The sequence below is a fragment of the Bradyrhizobium sp. WYCCWR15520 genome (assembly GCF_056174665.1).
The window spans coordinates 62,797-80,304 of the sequence record NZ_JBWBWM010000024.1; the positions used below are offsets into that span (position 1 = coordinate 62,797).

Sequence of the window (17,508 nt, forward strand, 5' to 3'; positions counted from 1 at the left end):
TTCGCGCGTTTATGCGATTGGCGAATTGATTTGAATCAATGGGCGTGAACGCCGTTCCTTGCCGGCTGGGTATGCAACATATTCGTCAGAATGACCGTTCCTGGCTCGACCCCGAAGGGCGGGTCGCGCAGCAGATTTCCGCTTATTGGCGCCACCCGGCGTTTATGAGTTCGCCGATCAGTTGCTCCTCTCTGATCTCGCTGACGTTGGAAAGGACAGCAGGCACCAGCAATGGCATAAGGTCAGGAACCTTTCCGCCGGACGCCCGGGCGATCTTCCCTTCAGCGCCATAGCCCTCGCCCGACACGGCGTAGCGATCGCGGCCGAACGTGAATGCCCGTACGGTCATCTGGTTGACGGTTAGAGTCCCGGTCTTGTCCGAGCATGAATGGACGCGGCCTCTTCGGCTTCAAGCTCATCAGGTTTCTCATGGAGGAAGATTTGAGGATGGCGGTGCTTATTGCTGTTGTGATGTGACATTGGCCCACGCCTAAGAAAGGAGAAAAGCGAGGTCCGAGAGTTGTCCGGAACCCCGGTCCTCGCGACAACTCGATCGTCGAGCGGTTTGGCGTTCGCTACTTTCACTCGAGCGCAGGAAAGTTGACTTGATTAGCGCAAACAACTGGACGAATTGCGCCCCGGAAAACTAACGGAACGCAAAGTTCGGATCGGTTAATACAGGCAGGGCCGAAGCCGGCCAGCCTGTATGCGCCGGAAGGCGAGCATTGGGCAAAGGCGGGCTGAACCTCGCTCCGACGTTCACGGAACATTCTCGATCAGGATTGCGCCACTCCCGCAGCGGCGCAATCCTGGAGCGCGCGCATGATATCGTCCCGGGAAATCATGCCGGCGAGCCGCTGATCCGCTTCGAGTACGGGCATGCTGCGGAGCCGGTGATTGACCATCAGTTCGAGCACTCGCGTCAGCCGCGTGTCCGGCGCAACATAGATGAATTCTGCAGTCATCACATCGGCCGCCGTACGCTGCATCAGATCGTGGTAGCGCGGAATCATGCGCGCTGGCGTGAAGACGAAGCAGGACAGGTAGTCGAATTTTGAGACGATGCCGAGCACCTGCCCGCCATCGGTGACGGGAAAGGCGTTGAAGTCATCCTTCTCGAAGAGCTCGCCGAGCTCGCGCATCGTCATGTTGCGCGCGACCGTCCTCGGCTCGCGGGTCATGTAGTCGGCAACGATCTGTTCGAGGAATTTGTACAAGGTGCACCCTCGCTTTCGTTCAAGATCAGTTCAAGCATACGGGGCGGCAGACATATTGATCGAGGTCAAGAAAATTTCCTCAACGAGACAGCAGCGAGCAGCGCCTGGGGTACAAGATGAGGTGCTGCGTCACGCCGCCAAAAATCCATTCACGTAGGCGGGAATGCCCGTAGGCGCCGGCAACGATCAGACCGGCGGCCAGGCTTGAGGCGATTTTCTCGAGCTGCGGCGCGGCTTCGCCGCGCTCCACCCGCTCGAAAGCTTGCACGCCATGGCGCGCCAACCAGGCCGAAACATCATGCAGGCGCACCCATGCGGCGTCCCACTCGTTCTGCTCCTCGATCACCTCTGCAATCGTGATCTCTTTTGCAGCTTTCAGAATCGGCAGGGCGTCGGCAACCGCCCGCCTCGCTTCAGCTGTATCCTTCCATGCAACCACGACACTGCGCAAATCGAGCCACTCACAGGATTCGGGGACGACGAGCGATGGCCGTCCGGCTTGCATGACGAGGTCGCCCGGATCGCTCTGAGAAAAAGCGTCGCCGGGGCCGCTTTTTCCCGCCGATGCCCCGACTACGAGAATATCGGCGGCGCGCGCTTGGCCAACGATATATGGGGTCGGAAAATCCTCGGCCGCACGCCATTCGGCCTGTGTGGCGCGATTGTGCATCGCACCGTGGAATTCGGCCTCGAGATCAGCGAGCCGGTTCTTGATGGCGAGCCGGCTTTGGTCAATCAGCCGATCGGTTGGCACGCCATCAGCGAGATAGAGCGGCGGCTCGCATTCGGCGGCGGCAACCCCGATCACGGTGGTGCCAAATCGCTCCGCGAGCTGAGCCGCGACCTCAAGCCGTGCCCCGTTCGGCTGATCGAGTGCCAAGCAAACCATGACCGTAGCAAACGCCATTCTACTCTCCCGCGATCGGACCATGATGTCCTTGTACAGGAGCCGTCTCAGGCAGCGCTGAGCTAGCGGTGTGGGCCGCCGGGCAATGACCCGATGCGCGCCAAGCGGTCGCAGCCCCGCCCTTGAGGGGACGGGTCATTCGGACCATAATCGGGAACCGTCGCCCCAAGCCGTCTTACGCGGCCCAACCTGGATAGTCCGTTGACCGGCCCGGCTTCATCACCGCCTGACGCCCGTACCCATGATCAGCGCTTTCGGCTGGGGGCAGAGGGCGCCGGCGTTGGCGGCTGGGATCTCGACCTGGCCACCAGGGCACTCTTTTGGTCGAATGCAGCGCGAAAACTGTTCGGCGTTTCCGAAGGCATTCCGATTACCTATGACCTGTTCCTCTCGCTCCTTGAACCCGATGATCGCGAACGCACTGAACTTGCCGTTTCACAGACGATTGAGAGTGGCGTCCCTCTCGACCTCTCCTACCGTCTGAAGCGGCAGGACGGCCGCCGCCATTGGGTCCGTGCCCGCGGCAGCCTCACCGAAGACAACGATGGTGCTCCCTCCCACCTCTCCGGGGTCGTGCTCGATATCGACAAGGAGAAGCGGTTTGAGGAAGACCTTCGCACGCGCGAACGCCACCTGCAGTCGATCCTGGAGACGATCCCCGACGCCATGATCGTCATCGACGGCAAGGGCGTCATGCAATACTTTTCAAGCGCTGCGGAACGGCAGTTCGGCTATCTCGAGCAAGAGGCCATTGGACAGAACGTCAGCATCCTTATGCCAGATCCCGACCACTCGCGCCATGACAGCTATATGGCGCGCTATCGCGCGACCGGCGAGCGGCACATCATCGGCATAGGTCGCATTGTGACCGGTCGGCGCAAGGACGGCGCCACCTTCCCGATGCATCTGTCGATCGGCGAAATGCAATCTGGTGGAAACCCCTATTTTACCGGCTTCGTCCGTGACCTCACCGAGCATCAGCAGACCCAGGCGCGGCTGCAGGAACTGCAGACTGAACTCGTCCACATCTCTCGCCTCAGCGCAATGGGCGAGATGGCTTCTGCGCTCGCGCATGAGCTCAACCAGCCGCTGGCTGCCATCAGTAACTACATGAAGGGATCGCGCCGGCTGCTGGCCGACAGCGCTCCGAACCGGGCTAAGATCGAGGACGCGATGGACCGCGCCGCCGAGCAAGCGATCCGCGCCGGTCAGATTATCCGGAGACTGCGCGACTTCGTCGCCCGAGGCGAATCGGAAAAGCGCGTGGAGCGGCTCTCGAAGATGATCGAGGAAGCTGGTGCGCTAGGGCTCGCCGGCGCACGCGAGCAGGACGTGCGGATCCGCTCCGGCTTGGACCCGCAATATGACCTGGTCCTGGTCGACCGCGTCCAGATCCAGCAGGTCCTGGTCAACCTGTTCCGCAACGCTCTGGAGGCGATGGCGCAATCCACGAGGCGTGAGCTGATCGCGTCAAACCGGCCCGTCGACGACGACATGATCGAAGTCTCGGTGTCCGATACCGGACATGGATTTCCCGAGGATGTCGAGAAAAACCTCTTCCAGACGTTCTTCACCACCAAGGAAGCCGGCATGGGGGTTGGACTCTCCATCAGCCGCTCCATCATCGAGGCCCACGGCGGGCGGATGTGGGCAGAGTCCAACGACGCAGGCGGAGCGACCTTTCGCTTCACGCTACCGGCCGCACCCAACGAGAGCTTGACCGATGACACATAGAGGACATGTCTATGTCATTGACGACGACGGAGCGGTGCGGGATTCACTGCAATTCCTGCTCGATTCTGCCAACTTTGAAGTCAGCCTGTTCGAAACGGCGCAGAATTTTCTGGATACGCTTTCCACGATCGAATTCGGCTGCGTGGTCTCTGACATCCGCATGCCCGGCATCGACGGCATCGAGCTGTTGAAGCGCATCAAGCTGAGCCGCGCTCCCTTGCCTGTGATTATCATGACCGGCCACGGCGACATCCCCCTCGCCGTTGAGGCCATGAAGCTCGGCGCGATCGACTTTCTTGAAAAGCCATTCGAGGACGACCGCTTGGTAGCTAGAATCGACGCCGCGCTGCAGCAGGCCGAGACTGGCGCGCGCGATGAGGCGTTGACCCAAGATATCGTCGCGCGGATCAATTCGCTGAGCCCGCGCGAACGGCAGGTGATGGAGGGATTGGCGGCCGGCCTCTCCAACAAGATGATCGCACGCGATTACAATATCAGCCCTCGCACTATCGAAATCTACCGAGCTAATGTGATGACCAAGATGCAGGCTTCCAGCCTTTCGGAACTGGTCCGCTTGGCCATGCGGGCAGGCGCCCTGAAAGATTGAGCTGAATCAAGCCTGACGACACTGGCAGGTTTTATGTTTGGGTCTTGGACCGAATAGTCGGTCCGCAAGCCGATTAATTCCACCAGAATGCCCCTCGTTTTCGTCGTCGACGACAATACAGACGTGCTCGTCTCGCTCCGATTCCTGCTGGAGCCGAGGGTTTCTCAGTCCGTACATTTCGCAGCCCCGACTCGCTATTGAACGCCATCACGATGGGCGGAGCCGATTGCTTGGTGATCGAGTACAGGACGCCGGGCATGAGTGGCCTTGACCTCGCTGGTCTCTCGCGGGAACGCGACATCGATACGCCAATCGTTCTCATTACCGGTCACCCCGACACGTCCATTCCAGCCAAGGCCGCAGCCGCCGGCATCCGGCATGTGCTGGTCAAGCCGCATGTCGAGAACAGCCTCTCCGGCCATATCTGGGACGCGATCAGCAGCGATTCCCGGGCGTTCGCGCGATAATCCCTGACCTCCGGGACTCTACGTACGGGCTTGCCCTTAAGGCATCGAGCGAAATTTTCGAGCGGGTCTGTTCCATTTACCAATACGCCATCCGCCGCAGAGGAGATGGTTCAAATGCTCACCCAATCGACCGCCGCTTCCCTCAACGTCAACCGGGTCGTTCCTGGATCGTTTGCCCCTGTCGAAGCCTTTTGCGGCCTCGCCGGGCATGCCGGCCTGATCGCCACCGAGTTCACCTACCGCAAGGACGAAGAAATCTATGGCGAGGATGAGCCGGCGGAATATGTCTACCAGGTTATCCGCGGCGCCGTCCGCACCTACAAACTCCTCTCCGACGGCAGGCGCCAGATCGGCGCGTTTCACTTGCCCGGCGACGTCTTTGGCCTGGAATCCGGCGCCACCCACCGCCTGGCGGCCGAAGCCATCACCGACACGACGGTGCGCCTGGTAAAGCGCCGCAGCCTCGACCAGGCCGCAGGCACCGATGTTCAAGTCGCTCACAAGCTCTGGACCATGACGGCAAGCGATCTCAAGAACGCCGAAGAGCACATGCTGCTTCTCGGACGCAAGAAGGCCATGGAGCGCGTCGCTACGTTCCTCCTCGAGATGGATCGACGACTTGCTGTCGCCGGCATGATGGCGCTGCCTATGTGCCGTCGCGATATCGGCGACTATCTCGGCCTCACGCTTGAAACGGTGTCACGAGCACTGTCGCAATTGAACGATGAAGGCGTGCTCGGCTTTTCCGGCGCCCGGCAGATCGTGCTCCGCAACCGCCAGCGCTTGCGCAATATGGACGTCTGATTGATCGAGCTTTCAACGGCGGCTCATCTCTTGCCGCCGTTGACGCCAAACCCGCTGCAAGTCCCGAGCAATGCTGACGCATTGCTAGGGGCTTCCTCTTGTTTGGACGTGTGCCGATCGCGAGTGTTCGCGGCGACACTCCGGGAGATCGAATCCGCTACCTTCCATTGTCTACGATGAAAAGTCGGCCGCCTTCACCTCGAACGCTCTGCATGCAAAGCCCCATCAGGAATCCCGTGCATCTAGCACAACCTTTGCTTGGCGACATCTATCGTCCGGGCAATGGCCGATTTGACCGAGGCACGTGACCACGCCACATGCCGCAGTGGTCCAGATGCCGGCGAAGGCGAACAACGGCCAGCCCTCGTTGAGCGCGAGGCAGATGATATCGCCCGATATCATTCGTAGAGGCCCTTAAGCAATCCACCCGAATTTCGAAAGCGGACTCGTTAGGATATGAAAAAGAAGAACTGGACGTAGGCATCGATGAGCGGCCAAACAAGGAGGCTTCCATGATCACGGCACTTTCAAATGCTTTCAGTTCGCAACCCAGCTCCTACGCCGACACGGATCGTCTGACTTCGCAGCGGATCGTCGATTTTGACCTTGATCGATCCCGCGCCTCTCGCCGCCGTTATCTAGTTCTTTCCAGCGCGCGAAAGGTCGCTGCATTGTTCCACCACGATATTGAAGATCGCCCGAGCCTCCAATAGGACCAGCGCTATAGCAGGAGGCATACAATGACAATTCTCTCCGCGAGTGACGTGTTTCTTGGGCTCACTGTGGCGAGCACCACTCTCCTAGTCGGCGTCAACGCCTTCGCGCTATTCCTTTTGCGCTGACGACCAGACGAGCGATTGTCCGATACCGCTTGTGGTAGTATGGACGCGCCGTTCTCAGGTAGTTCGCCGCACCTCCGGTTCACGGAAACGTCGACGAGAGCAAGTCGATCGCGAAACGCACAGGCTTCCACATCATCATCGCCGCCAGCGGTATGTGCGACGCCGGTCGAATCCGGCACCATCTAAAGCATTGGTCATGGAATAGCCGGGCCACATACTGCTGGTTGGCTTTCAGCCGAACGGAACGCTCGGCCGGTTTCTGCAAGACGGTACTCAAGCGGTTCGCATCCAGGGTGACGAGATCAAGGCGGCCGCTCGTATCCGCATGATCGACGACTATTCCGGCCACGCCGACGGCCGAGAACTCGCAAGATGGATCGCAGCACGCCGCCCCATCCGAAAAGGCGTTTTTCTGCTGCACGGCGAGGAGCAGGCAATCGCCGGGCTGGCAGAGCGCGTCGCAGAACGGGTTATCCCAACCGCCATGCTTTTTAAGCCGGTTCTAGATGATGTCTATGAGCTTTCGGGCCCTGCGCCGACGCTGATCGACAAACCACACCGCCGCCGTCGGCTCACGCCGCAGGCGGTTACCAATCTGGATTGGCACAATGACATATTTGACCGGAATATCGTGCATCCCTGACGACTAAAGAATCCATTGCCCCGCTCAAGAACGGTGGAGCAGAGCGTTCAGTTCTGCCGCCAGGCTTCGACAAGTTTCGAGGTGTTGTCGATCACTCGATTGGTGTGTTTCAGGAGTCGCTCCGTATCGCAGCGTATGAACTCTAGCTGATGCTTGGTGCACTCCTGGTACATCGTCCCCAGGTCCTTAACCGAGTGCGCTTCCGCCAGCTTGTGGATGAATTCGTTGAAGATTCGTGTCTCCGCAATTGCGCGTTCGAGAAATTCATTTCCGGCAAATATCATCTCGTCCAGCAGCACGTTCTGTGAGCCCGCCCAAAGAGAGAACGCATATTTGTTCGCCCTGGTAAGTTGCGAGTCAGCGTCAGTCGCGAGCGGCTCATTGGTCCCGGGACTTTGTTCAGACACGTCTGACATAGCATCATCCTTTTACGTTTGTACCTTGCTGGCACGACGTGTTTAGGCTGCCCCGGAGTTGGCTCCTTTGATGAAGATCAAACATGACCTCCTTCACTTCCCTATATTTCCAAGAAAGGAGATCACCATGCGCGCACACCAGATCATGACCCGAAACGCCATCACCGTGCTGCCCGAGACGCCGATTCTCGAGGCCGCCCATAAGATGCTCGAAAATCATGTGAGCGGGCTACCCGTGCTCGATGCATCTGGCACGCTCGTCGGCATCGTCTCGGAAAGCGACTTCTTGCGACGTTCGGAGATCGGCACCCAGCGGAAACGGCCGCGCTGGCTTCAGTATTTTCTCAGCCCGGCTCACTCTGCCAACGACTTCATCCATGAACGCGGCCGCAAAGTCGAAGACGTCATGACCCGTGATCCCGTCACCGCGGACGAAGATACGTCGCTGGATGAACTGGTGCACCTGATGGAGAAGAGCGGCATCAAGCGCTTGCCGGTGCTGCGGGACGACAAGTTGGTCGGCATTATCACCCGTGCGAATCTGCTTCGAGCCGTGGCCAGCATGGCCAGGGAGATTCCGGATCCCACAGCGGATGATGAACACATCCGCGACCGGATTATCCGAACCTTAAAAGCCACCGACTGGCGGCCGACCGGGCTTCAGGTCGCCGTCCGCAACGGCGTCGTTCACCTGCACGGCCTCATCATCAACGACGACATCGCGCGCCGGGCTGCGATCGTCGCGGCGGAAAACATCGCGGGCGTCAAGGAGGTGCATGACCATCTGTGCTTTGTCGATACCTGGTCGGGCTTTTACACGGAATCGCCTGAAGATATGAAGGCCGCGAGCTGACGCCGTTGCCACACGGAAAGACTTGCAAATGGCTTGGCTCCTTCGTCTCCTCTCGGTCGTTGCAGCGACGATCACCTCGCTGTTCGTCGCGCGCGACGCCTTGAATTTTGGCATCATGCAAACTTTGATAATGATCACGTTGATCATCGGCGCCGCTGCCATCGCCGTGGCATGGAAAGCGCGACGCGAACTCTAGATGGGAGCACACCAAACGCAACTTTTCTCTGCTCGCCGCGCCGACCATCAATGCGGATCTTTGCTTTTAACGGACGGATCGATCGGCCTTCGATCCGGTTGATATGCAGGCTGTCCGGGAGGGATCAAGATGGGAACGACAAGGGCACACGATGAGCTGCCGATTACAGACGACCTGAACTTGCTTGACCGCTACTGGCGCGCCGCCAACTATTTGTCGGTCGGTCAGATTTATCTACTCGATAATCCGCTACTGAAGGAACCGCTACGGCCAGAGCACGTCAAACCGCGCCTGCTGGGACATTGGGGGACGACACCTGGGCTAAACTTTATCTACGCTCACCTCAATCGTGCGATCCGTGCCCTGGATCTCAATGTCATTTACGTTTGCGGGCCCGGCCATGGCGGCCCTGGCGTGGTCGCTAATACCTATCTGGAAGGCTCCTACAGCGAGATCTATCCTGATGTCACTCGGGATACCGATGGTCTGCGACGTCTGTTCCGGCAGTTTTCCTTCCCGGGCGGCATCCCCAGTCACGCCGCCCCGGAGACGCCGGGGTCGATCCACGAGGGTGGCGAACTCGGTTACGCGCTGGTGCACGCCTATGGCGCGGCTTTCGATAACCCTGACCTGATCGTTGCCTGCGTGGTAGGCGACGGCGAATCCGAGACCGGGCCGCTCGCAGCCTCATGGCATTCCAACAAGTTCCTAAGCCCTGTCCATGACGGCGCGGTTCTTCCGATCCTTCATCTCAACGGCTACAAGATTGCCAACCCAACCGTGCTCGGCCGGATGGACGACGAAGAGATTCGTCAGCTCTTTACCGGCTATGGCCACGAACCGCTGTTCGTGGAAGGTGACGAGCCCAGACTGATGCATCGGCAGATGGCCGACGTATTGAAGCACGCAATTGAGCGCATTCGTACGATCCAGAGAGCCGCGCGCGATGGACGCAAGACGAACGACCGCCCGAAATGGCCGATGATCGTGCTCCGCAGCCCCAAGGGCTGGACCGGCCCGAAGGAAGTCGATGGCTTAAAGGTTGAGGGTTTCTGGCGGGCACATCAGGTCCCGATCGCCAATCCGCGCGGAAATCCCAAGCATCTGGAGCTGCTTGACCAATGGATGCGCAGCTATCGGCCCGAAACTCTATTTGATGACACCGGTCGCCTGCTTCCCGAATTGCAGGCCCTTGCGCCAACCGGCGAGCGGCGAATGGGCGCCAATCCCCATGCCAACGGCGGATCGTTGAAGCGCGACCTGAAGCTGCCGGACTTTCGAGATTATGTCGTCGATGTGCCCCGGCCTGGTGGCGTCAAGGCCGAGGCAACGCGCACGATGGGAGGCTTCCTTCGCGACGTCTTGCGCCTGAACGCCGAGGCGCGGAACTTTCGCATCATGGGGCCGGATGAAACCGCCTCAAACCGCCTCGACGCGGTGTTCGAGGTGACCGAACGTGTCTGGATGGAGAGCATTGAGCCTTACGATGTTCACCTGTCGCAGGATGGCCGCGTGATGGAGGTCTTGAGCGAGCATCTCTGCCAGGGCTGGCTGGAAGGATACCTGCTCACCGGCCGACACGGCCTCTTCTCCTGCTACGAGGCCTTCATCCACATCGTGGATTCCATGTTCAACCAGCACGCCAAGTGGCTGAAGGTTTCGCGGAGCCTGCCCTGGCGCCGCCCAATCGCCTCGCTCAACTATCTCCTGACGTCACACGTCTGGCAGCAGGATCACAACGGCTTCAGCCACCAGGATCCTGGTTTTGTCGATCTCGTCGCCAACAAGAAGGCCGACATCGTACGCATCTACTTTCCACCTGACGCCAATACCCTGCTCTGGGTCACCGATCATTGTCTGCGGACTTATAACAGGATCAACGTGATTGTCGCTGGCAAACAGGCCTCGCTGCAATGGCTGACCATGCAGCAGGCAGCGACGCATTGCGACGCAGGCATTGGAATCTGGAGATGGGCTGGTAGTGAAACCGAAGGCTCCGAGCCGGATGTCGTGATGGCCTGTGCCGGCGACGTTCCAACGCTAGAAACCCTGGCCGCGGTAGACCTGCTTCGAAGATCCTTGCCTGAGTTGAAAATCCGCGTCGTCAACGTGGTAGATCTGATGACGTTGCAGCCGAAGGAGCAACATCCCCACGGCCTTAGCAATCGCGATTTCGACGGCATCTTCACCCGTGATCGGCCGGTGATCTTTGCTTATCACGGCTATCCCTATTTGATCCACCGCCTGACCTATAACCGGACCAACCACGCCGGCATGCACGTCCGCGGCTATAAGGAAGAAGGCACTACCACGACGCCATTCGACATGGTGGTGCTGAACGAGCTGGACCGGTTTCATCTGGCGATCGAGGTCATCGAACGCGTTCCCGACCTCGGCATCGCCGCGGCCCATATCAAGCAGCAGCTTCGCGATGCACTGATCAAACATTCGCACTACGTCCGCGAACACGGCGAAGACATGCCGCAAATTCGTAACTGGGTCTGGCCAAGCAACGCGGCTGGGCAAACTTCGGCCCCAGTTGGGGACTGACGATTGCCTCGCCTGTCACCTCAGGAATATCGATGATGTCCGACGCCGTCCTGGTCCTGAATGCCGGCTCCTCCAGCATCAAATTCGGATTGTTCGATATTTCGGGGACTGAGCCGCGCTTGCTTTACAAAGGCCTGCTCGATGAAGACGAAGCCAAGCCAGGCTTCACCGTCACCGACGCCGCCGGTAATCACTTGTTCGAGAAGCGTCTTGCGCCGGCGGATAACGGCGAAGCCCTGCTGGCCGATGTCCTGAATTGGAGCAATGACTATCTCGCCGGCGGCACGTTAGCCGCCATCGGGCATCGCGTCGTTCACGGCGGACGTGATTTCGACGGTCCAGCCGAAGTCACCGACAAGACCATCGACGCGATGGCTGCCCTGACGCCGCTTGCGCCTTTGCACCAACCGCGCTGCTTGTCGCCCATGCGGGCCATCAGGTCGCTGCGGCCCGGTCTCACGCAAATTGCCTGCTTCGACACCACCTTCCATCATACCCTCGCGCCACCCGTCAGCCGATTTGCAATTCCGCGGCGGTTCGAAGAGATGGGGATACGCCGCTTTGGCTTTCACGGACTTTCCTTTGAGTTTATCTCTAACCGTCTGTTCAAGATCTCACCGATCCTGGCAGGCAAGCGCACCGTGGCGGCGCATCTCGGCAACGGAGCGAGCCTTTGTGCCATGCGCAACGGCACAAGCCTCGATACCACCATGGGCCTCACCCCGCTGGACGGATTGATGATGGGCTCGCGCGGGGGCGCCATCGATCCTGGCGTGCTTCTGTACCTTCAGCAACAGGGCATGTCACTCAATGACCTCCAGCGCACGCTTTATCAGGACTCCGGGTTGCTCGGCGTCTCCGGCCTTTCCGCCGACATGCGTGTTTTGCTCGCCAGCGACGATCCGCGAGCTGCCGAGGCGATCGAGCTATTCACGTTTCGCGTCGCCAGGGAAGTCGCCGCTATGGCCAATACGCTGGGCGGGCTGGACTGCCTCGTTTTCACCGGCGGCATCGGCGAAAACGGTGCAGAGATAAGGCAGCAAATATGCGAACGGCTGCACTGGCTGGGAGTGCGGATCGATCATTCGGCAAATGATCAGGCGAGCGAATGTATCAACACTGAGAACAGCAGGGTTGACGTTCGTGTCATTCCTACCAGCGAGGAGACCATGATCGCGCACCATTGCTCGGAGATATTGCGATCGCCGTCCATCCAGGCTGCCAATTGATCTAGGACAAGCTTCTCTGCCACTGCTTCCGTTAATCTAAATTTACGTAAGGGAGGTTGGCGGCTGATAGATTCGGAGCCTACATCCCTTGACGCTGGATTTGCGGATGCTCTCGGACTCTGCGGACTTGGGGGCATCCGGCCGCGTTATTTTCCGTCCCGAGAGAGGCCGATGCAAACCTATTATTTTGACATGAAGGACGGAGTACCGATCAGGGATCGGGCAGGACTTGAATTTCGAACGGACTCACAAGCGATCGAGCACAGCAAAACACTCGCGCGCAGGTTCAGCCACGAACATCCGGCCAAGGACGACAATCTCTGTGTTGTTGTGCTCAATGAGTCCGGCACTGAAATTCATCGAGAACCGGTTTACCCGGACGCCATTAAGCCGCCTCCGTCGCGCAGCACGTGAGCGCGCCGTCATCCGTGCTCTAAAACAGCCCCCGCGAAAGCTGCGACGCCGTCTGCTCGTGGGCCGAAGACGTGTTTGATACGTTCGGCCGCTCGCGTGCATGGCTACGGTCTCGTGCGGTTAGGCAGCCGCCACGACGCCTTCCTCCGTTGCTGAACTTAACACGCGAGCGACCGCAGCCAGCAATTCGACGCGGCCAATGACGCCGATCACCGTGCCGCCGCAGACGACCGGCAGCTGTGCAATATGACGCGCGTCCATCAATGCAACGACCTCGTCGAGGGCACTTTCCCCCTCGACGCAAACGGGATCGCGCGTCATGACTTCATGAACCAAACTGGCACACATTCGTCGGCGAGCGGGCGTGTCTCCTTCGATCCCAAGCAATTTCTCGAGCCAGTTTCCCGCCGGCATGCCGATATCAAGCTCGCTCCGGTGCACGAAATCGCCTTCCGAAATTATGCCGACCAACGACCCTTCCTGGTCAACTACCGGCAGACCGCGTTGATTGGTCTCCAGGAGCAAATGCGCGGCGTCCAGAAGCGGCGCATCGGATTTGATCATTGCGAACGAGCGACGCATGACATCGGTTACGTTCATTGGAATATCTCTCTAACGATATGAGCTGCGCTGCATCACGCCGTGGTCCGTTGCGCCAAATTTGACCTGCATAGCCCGGAAGCTCACGCCACCGATAGCTATTTGGAGGCTATGCGCACGAAATTAAGCCGACTTGAGCTGAATCAAACCGCGGCCCCGACTTTGGCTTTTACTGAAAGAGCGGATGCAACGGCGACCGCCGTTTATGAAAAGCGGAGAGCGATCATGCTGAAGAAACTCTTGGTTTATATTCCGTCGGAGCGGAGGATACGCCCTGTAGTCGACAGCGCAATCTCGCTGGCGGTCTCACACGCTGCCCATCTCCGCGCTGTTTCGGTCGGATATGAAATTACTAGCGTGGGATTCCCCGTTGCGGCTGGCGGCGCAGCGGTAGCCGAGGTCTTCGAGATCGAACGGGAACGCGCGCTGGCGCGAGCCAATGCCGCGCTTGCCGTATTTGAAACCGAAGCCCGCAACGCCGGTATCGCCTACAATTGCCAGCCAATCGCAAGCGTCCCGGTAGAAGCCGCGGCATCTGTGAGCGCCTTGGCACGGCTGCACGATTTGACGATCGTGCTACAACCCGAGCCTGATCGCGACACGTTCGACAACATCATGCCGCAGGAAATACTGTTCGAATCGGGTGGCCCGGTCCTCTTCATTCCATATACGCACAAAGGCCCCTTTGTAGCCAAGCGGATCGGTATCGCGTGGGACGGCAGCCGCCTCGCCGCACGCGCGCTTCGCGACGCGGCGCCGTTCCTGGCTCGCGCGGAGGCTGTCACCATCATCAGTATCAACGAAGCTCAGGCTCCGGCTGAAGCGTCCACGAAAGCCGTATCGGCCCATCTGGTGCGGTATGGCATGAATGCCCGGATTGAACGAATGGATGCCGACCGCGCCGACATTCAGCCGGCCATCCTATCGATCGCGGCCGACGACGGCCTCGATCTGATCGTAATGGGTGGCTATGGTCATTCGCGCCTGCAGGAGCGAATTCTGGGTGGCGTCACGCGCAGCATGCTTCAATCCATGACGGTGCCGACCCTGATGTCCCATTGACGGTTGGGAGCGTGGAAGCGGGAGAATTATTTTGCAAGCGATGGCTCTCACCTCTCCTGGCTCGCTTCTCCGGCTTCAGGAGCGCGATGACCCGCTTCCACGCGACGGGGAAATTCGCGTCAGGGTAAGCGCGTGCGGAGTTTGCCGAACCGACCTGCACGTCGTCGACGCAGAACTGCCTGGCATCAAATACCCAATCGTTCCAGGACATGAAATCGTCGGCCGCGTTGACCTCGTCGGGAGCAACGTCAAGACGCACAGGATCGGCGACCGGGTCGGAATCCCTTGGCTTGGATACACTTGTGGCATCTGCCGCTTCTGCAAAGAGGGCATGGAGAATCTATGCGACCGTCCGTTGTTTACGGGATATACGCGGGACGGCGGTTTCGCCACGCACACCATTGCCGATGCCCGTTATGCTTTCCCGCTTGGTGAACTCGGCGACGATGTTTCGATCGCTCCGCTGTTGTGTGCCGGGTTAATCGGCTGGCGTTCGCTTGCAATGGCAGGCAATGGCGAGCGGCTGGGTATTTATGGTTTCGGAGCAGCCGGGCACATCGTCGCACAAGTTGCGCGCTGGCAGGGCCGGTCTGTCTACGCCTTCACGCGCCCCGATGACGCGGTGGCGCAGGACTTTGCCCGTCGTTTGGGCGCGGTGTGGGCCGGAGCATCGGACCAACTGCCTGAAACTCCTCTCGACGCCGCGATCATCTATGCCCCCGCAGGACAATTGGTGCCGGCTGCGTTGCGTGCAGTGCGCAAGGGTGGCCGAGTGATATGCGCGGGGATTCATATGAGCGATATTCCGAGCTTTCCCTACAGTCTGCTTTGGCAGGAGCGGCAACTGGTGTCGGTCGCGAACCTGACACGCCAGGACGGGCTGGATTTCTTCAAGATTGTACCTCAGGCCGGACTCCGGACCCAGACAACGGCTTTTCCGCTTGTCGAGGCCAATGAAGTGCTTGAACAGCTGCGGACAGGTCGGATTTTGGGTGCGGCAGTCCTCCAACCCTAGATCTTCGACATGACAACTCCGGTCACAGCACAAAACTCAATGCCAGCCGATTCGCGCGTCCAGGAGCGCGTGTTTGCATTTCTTACGGACCCCGCTCTCCATCCGCATGTTCGCCGGATTGACACCCATGCAGCGTCGGTGTTTCTCGAAGGCGAACGCGCGCTCAAGATCAAGCGCGCAATCCGTTTTCCTTATCTCGATTATTCGACGCTGGCGAAGCGAAAGGTGGCCTGCGACCAGGAAATAGCAATAAACCGTCAGTTCGCGCCGCAGATTTACCGCCGGGTTATCCCAATCACTCAAGACAGCCAGGGTTCTTTGAGCATCGACGGCAAAGGAACGCCGGTGGAATATGCGGTCGAGATGAGCCGTTTCGACGAAAGCCGGACCATCGACCATCTCGCGGAAGCCGGTCCGCCGACTCCTGACCTCATTGACGCCATTGCCGATGCGATCGCGGACTCGCACATCGCTGCACCGCTCGTGCCGGCCGAGCCTTGGATCCAGTCGATTCCGGGTACTATCGCCGGCAATACAACGGCATTCCGTACCGCGGCGTGCTTCCCCGAGCCCGACATCGACTACCTCGGAGACGCATCTCATTCAGCATTTAGCCGGATCTGTGGGCTATTGGAACAGCGCGGCCGAGCAGGATTCATACGGCGATGCCACGGCGATCTCCATCTGGCGAACATTGTTTTGATCAAGGAACAGCCCGTTCTATTCGACGCAATCGAGTTCGACCCAACGATCGCATCCACCGATGTGCTCTATGATCTTGCATTTCCTCTGGTGGATTTCATGAGGTACGACCGGCACGCCGCGGCGAACGGCCTTCTGAACCGCTATTTAGGCAGAACGCCCCTTGAAAACCTCGATGTGCTCAGGACGCTTCCTCTATTCATGTCATTGCGCGCCGCCATCCGCGCCAACGTTATACTTGCCCGTATTGCCCCAACTTGTCACGACAAGCCCGATATCAGGCAATCCGCCCGTGCTTACTTTGAACTTGCGCTTCGATTGATCCGGCCTGCTGCGCCAATGCTAGTTGCAATCGGCGGCCTGTCCGGGACCGGAAAATCTGTCCTGGCGCGAGCGCTCGCGTCTGGCGTGGACCGGATCCGGGCGCCGTCGTGTTACGCAGCGACGTTCTACGGAAACAATTGCTTCACGCCAACGAAACCGAACGGCTCCCCAAGAGCGCATACCAACCGGAGATTACGCAGCAGATCTACGAAGAGCTTGCACAACGCGCAGTTCGCATTCTTTCGCAGGGTCATTCCGTTGTTGTCGACGCGGTCTTTGCCGACCAACGGGAACGAACCGCGATCGGCAATGTCGGGCGCAAGTTAGGCGTTGGGTTCGTCGGTCTCTATCTTCAGACCGACCTCGCGACGAGGCAGCGCCGCATCGGTCACCGCCGCGACGACACCTCCGACGCCACCCCTGAGATCGCAGCACTTCAGGAACAATACGATATCGGCGCGTTGGACTGGACACTCATCGATGCGTCCGGCGAACCGGAGGATACACTGAAACTATGCCAGCCGGGTATTGCTGTTAGTCCGCGACGCGATGAACGGTGATCCTGTAAGGCCCACCCCGACCACCTCCTGGCCAGCGATCATCACCACAAGACGCCCGATCAATTGTCCAGCGGACAGCGGCAACGCGTTGCTGTGGCACGTGCGTTTGCCAACGATCGCCGGCAATTCTTGCGGACGAGCCGACTGGCAGCCTGGATACTCCGGCAACCTCCCGGGTATTTCAAATCCTTCGGGATTTGGTAACGCTTCGCGGCAAGGCGGTGGTCGCAGTCACACACGACTCAGTCTCGCTTCGCAGATGCACCGACGGGTCCCCGTGGTGGATGGCCGACTGGAAGGATGAAACCTTGGCGTCCGCCCCAATTCTTCATTGAAACATATGGCCAATCGGCTCGACAGGACGGA

The 17,508-nt window shown here is 59.4% G+C and carries 19 protein-coding genes and 2 pseudogenes; 15 read left to right on the forward strand and 6 right to left on the reverse strand.

All coding sequences use genetic code 11. The annotated features are described in order from the left end of the window. Positions 1 to 142: 142 nt before the first annotated feature. From AC0QUY_RS26230 to AC0QUY_RS26240, 3 genes are all read right to left on the reverse strand, one after another. Positions 143 to 349 (reverse strand): hypothetical protein, encoded by a 207-nt coding sequence (locus tag AC0QUY_RS26230; RefSeq protein ID WP_475389098.1) that lies wholly within the window; start codon positions 347 to 349, stop codon positions 143 to 145. A gap of 427 nt (positions 350 to 776) precedes the next feature. Then, complete coding sequence (locus AC0QUY_RS26235) at positions 777 to 1,217, reverse strand: CBS domain-containing protein (RefSeq protein WP_475389099.1); 441 nt, start codon at positions 1,215 to 1,217, stop codon at positions 777 to 779. Positions 1,218 to 1,296: 79 nt separating this feature from the next. Continuing rightward, on the reverse strand, positions 1,297 to 2,124 hold the full coding sequence (locus AC0QUY_RS26240; protein WP_475389101.1) for a universal stress protein: 828 nt from the start codon (positions 2,122 to 2,124) through the stop codon (positions 1,297 to 1,299). Between the two features lie 201 nt (positions 2,125 to 2,325). Here AC0QUY_RS26240 and fixL point away from each other — a divergent pair, with 201 nt between their 5' ends. The 6 genes and pseudogenes from fixL to AC0QUY_RS26270 form a co-directional block, all read left to right on the forward strand. Continuing rightward, positions 2,326 to 3,858 carry a sensor protein FixL gene (fixL, locus tag AC0QUY_RS26245; protein ID WP_475389103.1) on the forward strand — a complete coding sequence of 511 codons (1,533 nt, stop codon included), beginning with the start codon at positions 2,326 to 2,328 and terminating at the stop codon, positions 3,856 to 3,858. Then, complete coding sequence (fixJ, locus tag AC0QUY_RS26250) at positions 3,848 to 4,465, forward strand: response regulator FixJ (protein WP_475389105.1); 618 nt, start codon at positions 3,848 to 3,850, stop codon at positions 4,463 to 4,465. The genes fixL and fixJ overlap by 11 nt, the downstream gene beginning before the upstream one ends. Positions 4,466 to 4,677: 212 nt before the next feature. Further along, positions 4,678 to 4,932 (forward strand): response regulator, encoded by a 255-nt coding sequence (locus tag AC0QUY_RS26255; RefSeq protein WP_475389173.1) that lies wholly within the window; start codon positions 4,678 to 4,680, stop codon positions 4,930 to 4,932. Positions 4,933 to 5,046: 114 nt separating this feature from the next. Next, the gene (locus AC0QUY_RS26260; RefSeq protein ID WP_475389106.1) at positions 5,047 to 5,736 is read left to right on the forward strand and encodes a helix-turn-helix domain-containing protein; all 690 of its coding nucleotides are present in this window, start codon (positions 5,047 to 5,049) and stop codon (positions 5,734 to 5,736) included. A 512-nt stretch (positions 5,737 to 6,248) separates the two neighbouring features. After that, positions 6,249 to 6,449 (forward strand): hypothetical protein, encoded by a 201-nt coding sequence (locus AC0QUY_RS26265; protein ID WP_475389107.1) that lies wholly within the window; start codon positions 6,249 to 6,251, stop codon positions 6,447 to 6,449. A gap of 189 nt (positions 6,450 to 6,638) precedes the next feature. Then, positions 6,639 to 7,194: pseudogene (locus tag AC0QUY_RS26270) on the forward strand (MBL fold metallo-hydrolase RNA specificity domain-containing protein); the annotation flags it as partial. Positions 7,195 to 7,268: 74 nt separating this feature from the next. Here the strand turns inward: AC0QUY_RS26270 and AC0QUY_RS26275 are convergent. Further along, complete coding sequence (locus AC0QUY_RS26275) at positions 7,269 to 7,637, reverse strand: hypothetical protein (RefSeq protein WP_475389109.1); 369 nt, start codon at positions 7,635 to 7,637, stop codon at positions 7,269 to 7,271. A gap of 127 nt (positions 7,638 to 7,764) precedes the next feature. Between AC0QUY_RS26275 and AC0QUY_RS26280 the strand changes: the two genes are divergently transcribed. The 5 genes from AC0QUY_RS26280 to AC0QUY_RS26300 all read left to right on the forward strand — a co-directional run bounded on the left by AC0QUY_RS26280 (position 7,765) and on the right by AC0QUY_RS26300 (position 12,879). Further along, positions 7,765 to 8,490, forward strand: a complete 726-nt coding sequence (locus AC0QUY_RS26280; RefSeq protein WP_475389110.1) for a CBS domain-containing protein — start codon at positions 7,765 to 7,767, stop codon at positions 8,488 to 8,490. Positions 8,491 to 8,518: 28 nt separating this feature from the next. Next, positions 8,519 to 8,686, forward strand: a complete 168-nt coding sequence (locus AC0QUY_RS26285) for a hypothetical protein (RefSeq protein ID WP_475389112.1) — start codon at positions 8,519 to 8,521, stop codon at positions 8,684 to 8,686. 129 nt (positions 8,687 to 8,815) lie between these two features. After that, entirely contained in the window at positions 8,816 to 11,236 is a 2,421-nt protein-coding gene (locus tag AC0QUY_RS26290; RefSeq protein WP_475389113.1) for a phosphoketolase family protein, read from the forward strand. A gap of 35 nt (positions 11,237 to 11,271) precedes the next feature. Next, positions 11,272 to 12,465: an acetate/propionate family kinase gene (locus tag AC0QUY_RS26295; RefSeq protein WP_475389114.1), complete on the forward strand. Its 1,194-nt coding sequence runs from the start codon at positions 11,272 to 11,274 to the stop codon at positions 12,463 to 12,465. 171 nt (positions 12,466 to 12,636) lie between these two features. Beyond that, positions 12,637 to 12,879 (forward strand): DUF6894 family protein, encoded by a 243-nt coding sequence (locus tag AC0QUY_RS26300; RefSeq protein ID WP_475389116.1) that lies wholly within the window; start codon positions 12,637 to 12,639, stop codon positions 12,877 to 12,879. A 120-nt stretch (positions 12,880 to 12,999) separates the two neighbouring features. Here AC0QUY_RS26300 and AC0QUY_RS26305 read toward each other — a convergent pair whose 3' ends face one another. Next, complete coding sequence (locus tag AC0QUY_RS26305) at positions 13,000 to 13,479, reverse strand: CBS domain-containing protein (RefSeq protein ID WP_475389117.1); 480 nt, start codon at positions 13,477 to 13,479, stop codon at positions 13,000 to 13,002. Positions 13,480 to 13,590: 111 nt separating this feature from the next. Between AC0QUY_RS26305 and AC0QUY_RS26310 the strand changes: the two genes are divergently transcribed. Further along, entirely contained in the window at positions 13,591 to 14,541 is a 951-nt protein-coding gene (locus AC0QUY_RS26310; RefSeq protein WP_475389119.1) for a universal stress protein, read from the forward strand. 31 nt (positions 14,542 to 14,572) lie between these two features. Next, positions 14,573 to 15,556, forward strand: coding sequence for a zinc-dependent alcohol dehydrogenase family protein (locus AC0QUY_RS26315; RefSeq protein ID WP_475389120.1), 984 nt, complete (start codon positions 14,573 to 14,575; stop codon positions 15,554 to 15,556). A gap of 36 nt (positions 15,557 to 15,592) precedes the next feature. Here AC0QUY_RS26315 and AC0QUY_RS26320 read toward each other — a convergent pair whose 3' ends face one another. Then, the gene (locus AC0QUY_RS26320) at positions 15,593 to 16,024 is read right to left on the reverse strand and encodes a hypothetical protein (RefSeq protein WP_475389121.1); all 432 of its coding nucleotides are present in this window, start codon (positions 16,022 to 16,024) and stop codon (positions 15,593 to 15,595) included. A 665-nt stretch (positions 16,025 to 16,689) separates the two neighbouring features. On the opposite strand from AC0QUY_RS26320, the gene AC0QUY_RS26325 reads away from it, so the two are divergent. Both AC0QUY_RS26325 and AC0QUY_RS26330 read left to right on the forward strand, forming a co-directional pair. Next, positions 16,690 to 17,142, forward strand: a complete 453-nt coding sequence (locus tag AC0QUY_RS26325) for a P-loop nucleotide/nucleoside kinase family protein (RefSeq protein WP_475389122.1) — start codon at positions 16,690 to 16,692, stop codon at positions 17,140 to 17,142. Positions 17,143 to 17,160: 18 nt separating this feature from the next. Beyond that, a pseudogene (locus tag AC0QUY_RS26330) lies at positions 17,161 to 17,446 on the forward strand (ATP-binding cassette domain-containing protein); the annotation flags it as partial. Positions 17,447 to 17,508: the final 62 nt, after the last annotated feature.

What these genes read in the sequence shown, in the direction of transcription:
- AC0QUY_RS26290 (WP_475389113.1), top strand. Translation starts at nt 8,816, where the DNA reads ATGGGAACGACAAGGGCACACGATGAGCTGCCGATTACAGACGACCTG.
- AC0QUY_RS26260 (WP_475389106.1), top strand. Translation starts at nt 5,047, where the DNA reads ATGCTCACCCAATCGACCGCCGCTTCCCTCAACGTCAACCGGGTCGTT.
- AC0QUY_RS26275 (WP_475389109.1), bottom strand. Translation starts at nt 7,637, where the DNA reads ATGTCAGACGTGTCTGAACAAAGTCCCGGGACCAATGAGCCGCTCGCG.
- AC0QUY_RS26300 (WP_475389116.1), top strand. Translation starts at nt 12,637, where the DNA reads ATGCAAACCTATTATTTTGACATGAAGGACGGAGTACCGATCAGGGAT.
- AC0QUY_RS26310 (WP_475389119.1), top strand. Translation starts at nt 13,591, where the DNA reads ATGCGCACGAAATTAAGCCGACTTGAGCTGAATCAAACCGCGGCCCCG.
- AC0QUY_RS26285 (WP_475389112.1), top strand. Translation starts at nt 8,519, where the DNA reads ATGGCTTGGCTCCTTCGTCTCCTCTCGGTCGTTGCAGCGACGATCACC.
- fixJ (WP_475389105.1), top strand. Translation starts at nt 3,848, where the DNA reads ATGACACATAGAGGACATGTCTATGTCATTGACGACGACGGAGCGGTG.
- AC0QUY_RS26265 (WP_475389107.1), top strand. Translation starts at nt 6,249, where the DNA reads ATGATCACGGCACTTTCAAATGCTTTCAGTTCGCAACCCAGCTCCTAC.
- AC0QUY_RS26230 (WP_475389098.1), bottom strand. Translation starts at nt 349, where the DNA reads ATGACCGTACGGGCATTCACGTTCGGCCGCGATCGCTACGCCGTGTCG.
- AC0QUY_RS26295 (WP_475389114.1), top strand. Translation starts at nt 11,272, where the DNA reads ATGTCCGACGCCGTCCTGGTCCTGAATGCCGGCTCCTCCAGCATCAAA.
- AC0QUY_RS26280 (WP_475389110.1), top strand. Translation starts at nt 7,765, where the DNA reads ATGCGCGCACACCAGATCATGACCCGAAACGCCATCACCGTGCTGCCC.
- AC0QUY_RS26305 (WP_475389117.1), bottom strand. Translation starts at nt 13,479, where the DNA reads ATGAACGTAACCGATGTCATGCGTCGCTCGTTCGCAATGATCAAATCC.
- AC0QUY_RS26240 (WP_475389101.1), bottom strand. Translation starts at nt 2,124, where the DNA reads ATGGCGTTTGCTACGGTCATGGTTTGCTTGGCACTCGATCAGCCGAAC.
- AC0QUY_RS26255 (WP_475389173.1), top strand. Translation starts at nt 4,678, where the DNA reads ATGGGCGGAGCCGATTGCTTGGTGATCGAGTACAGGACGCCGGGCATG.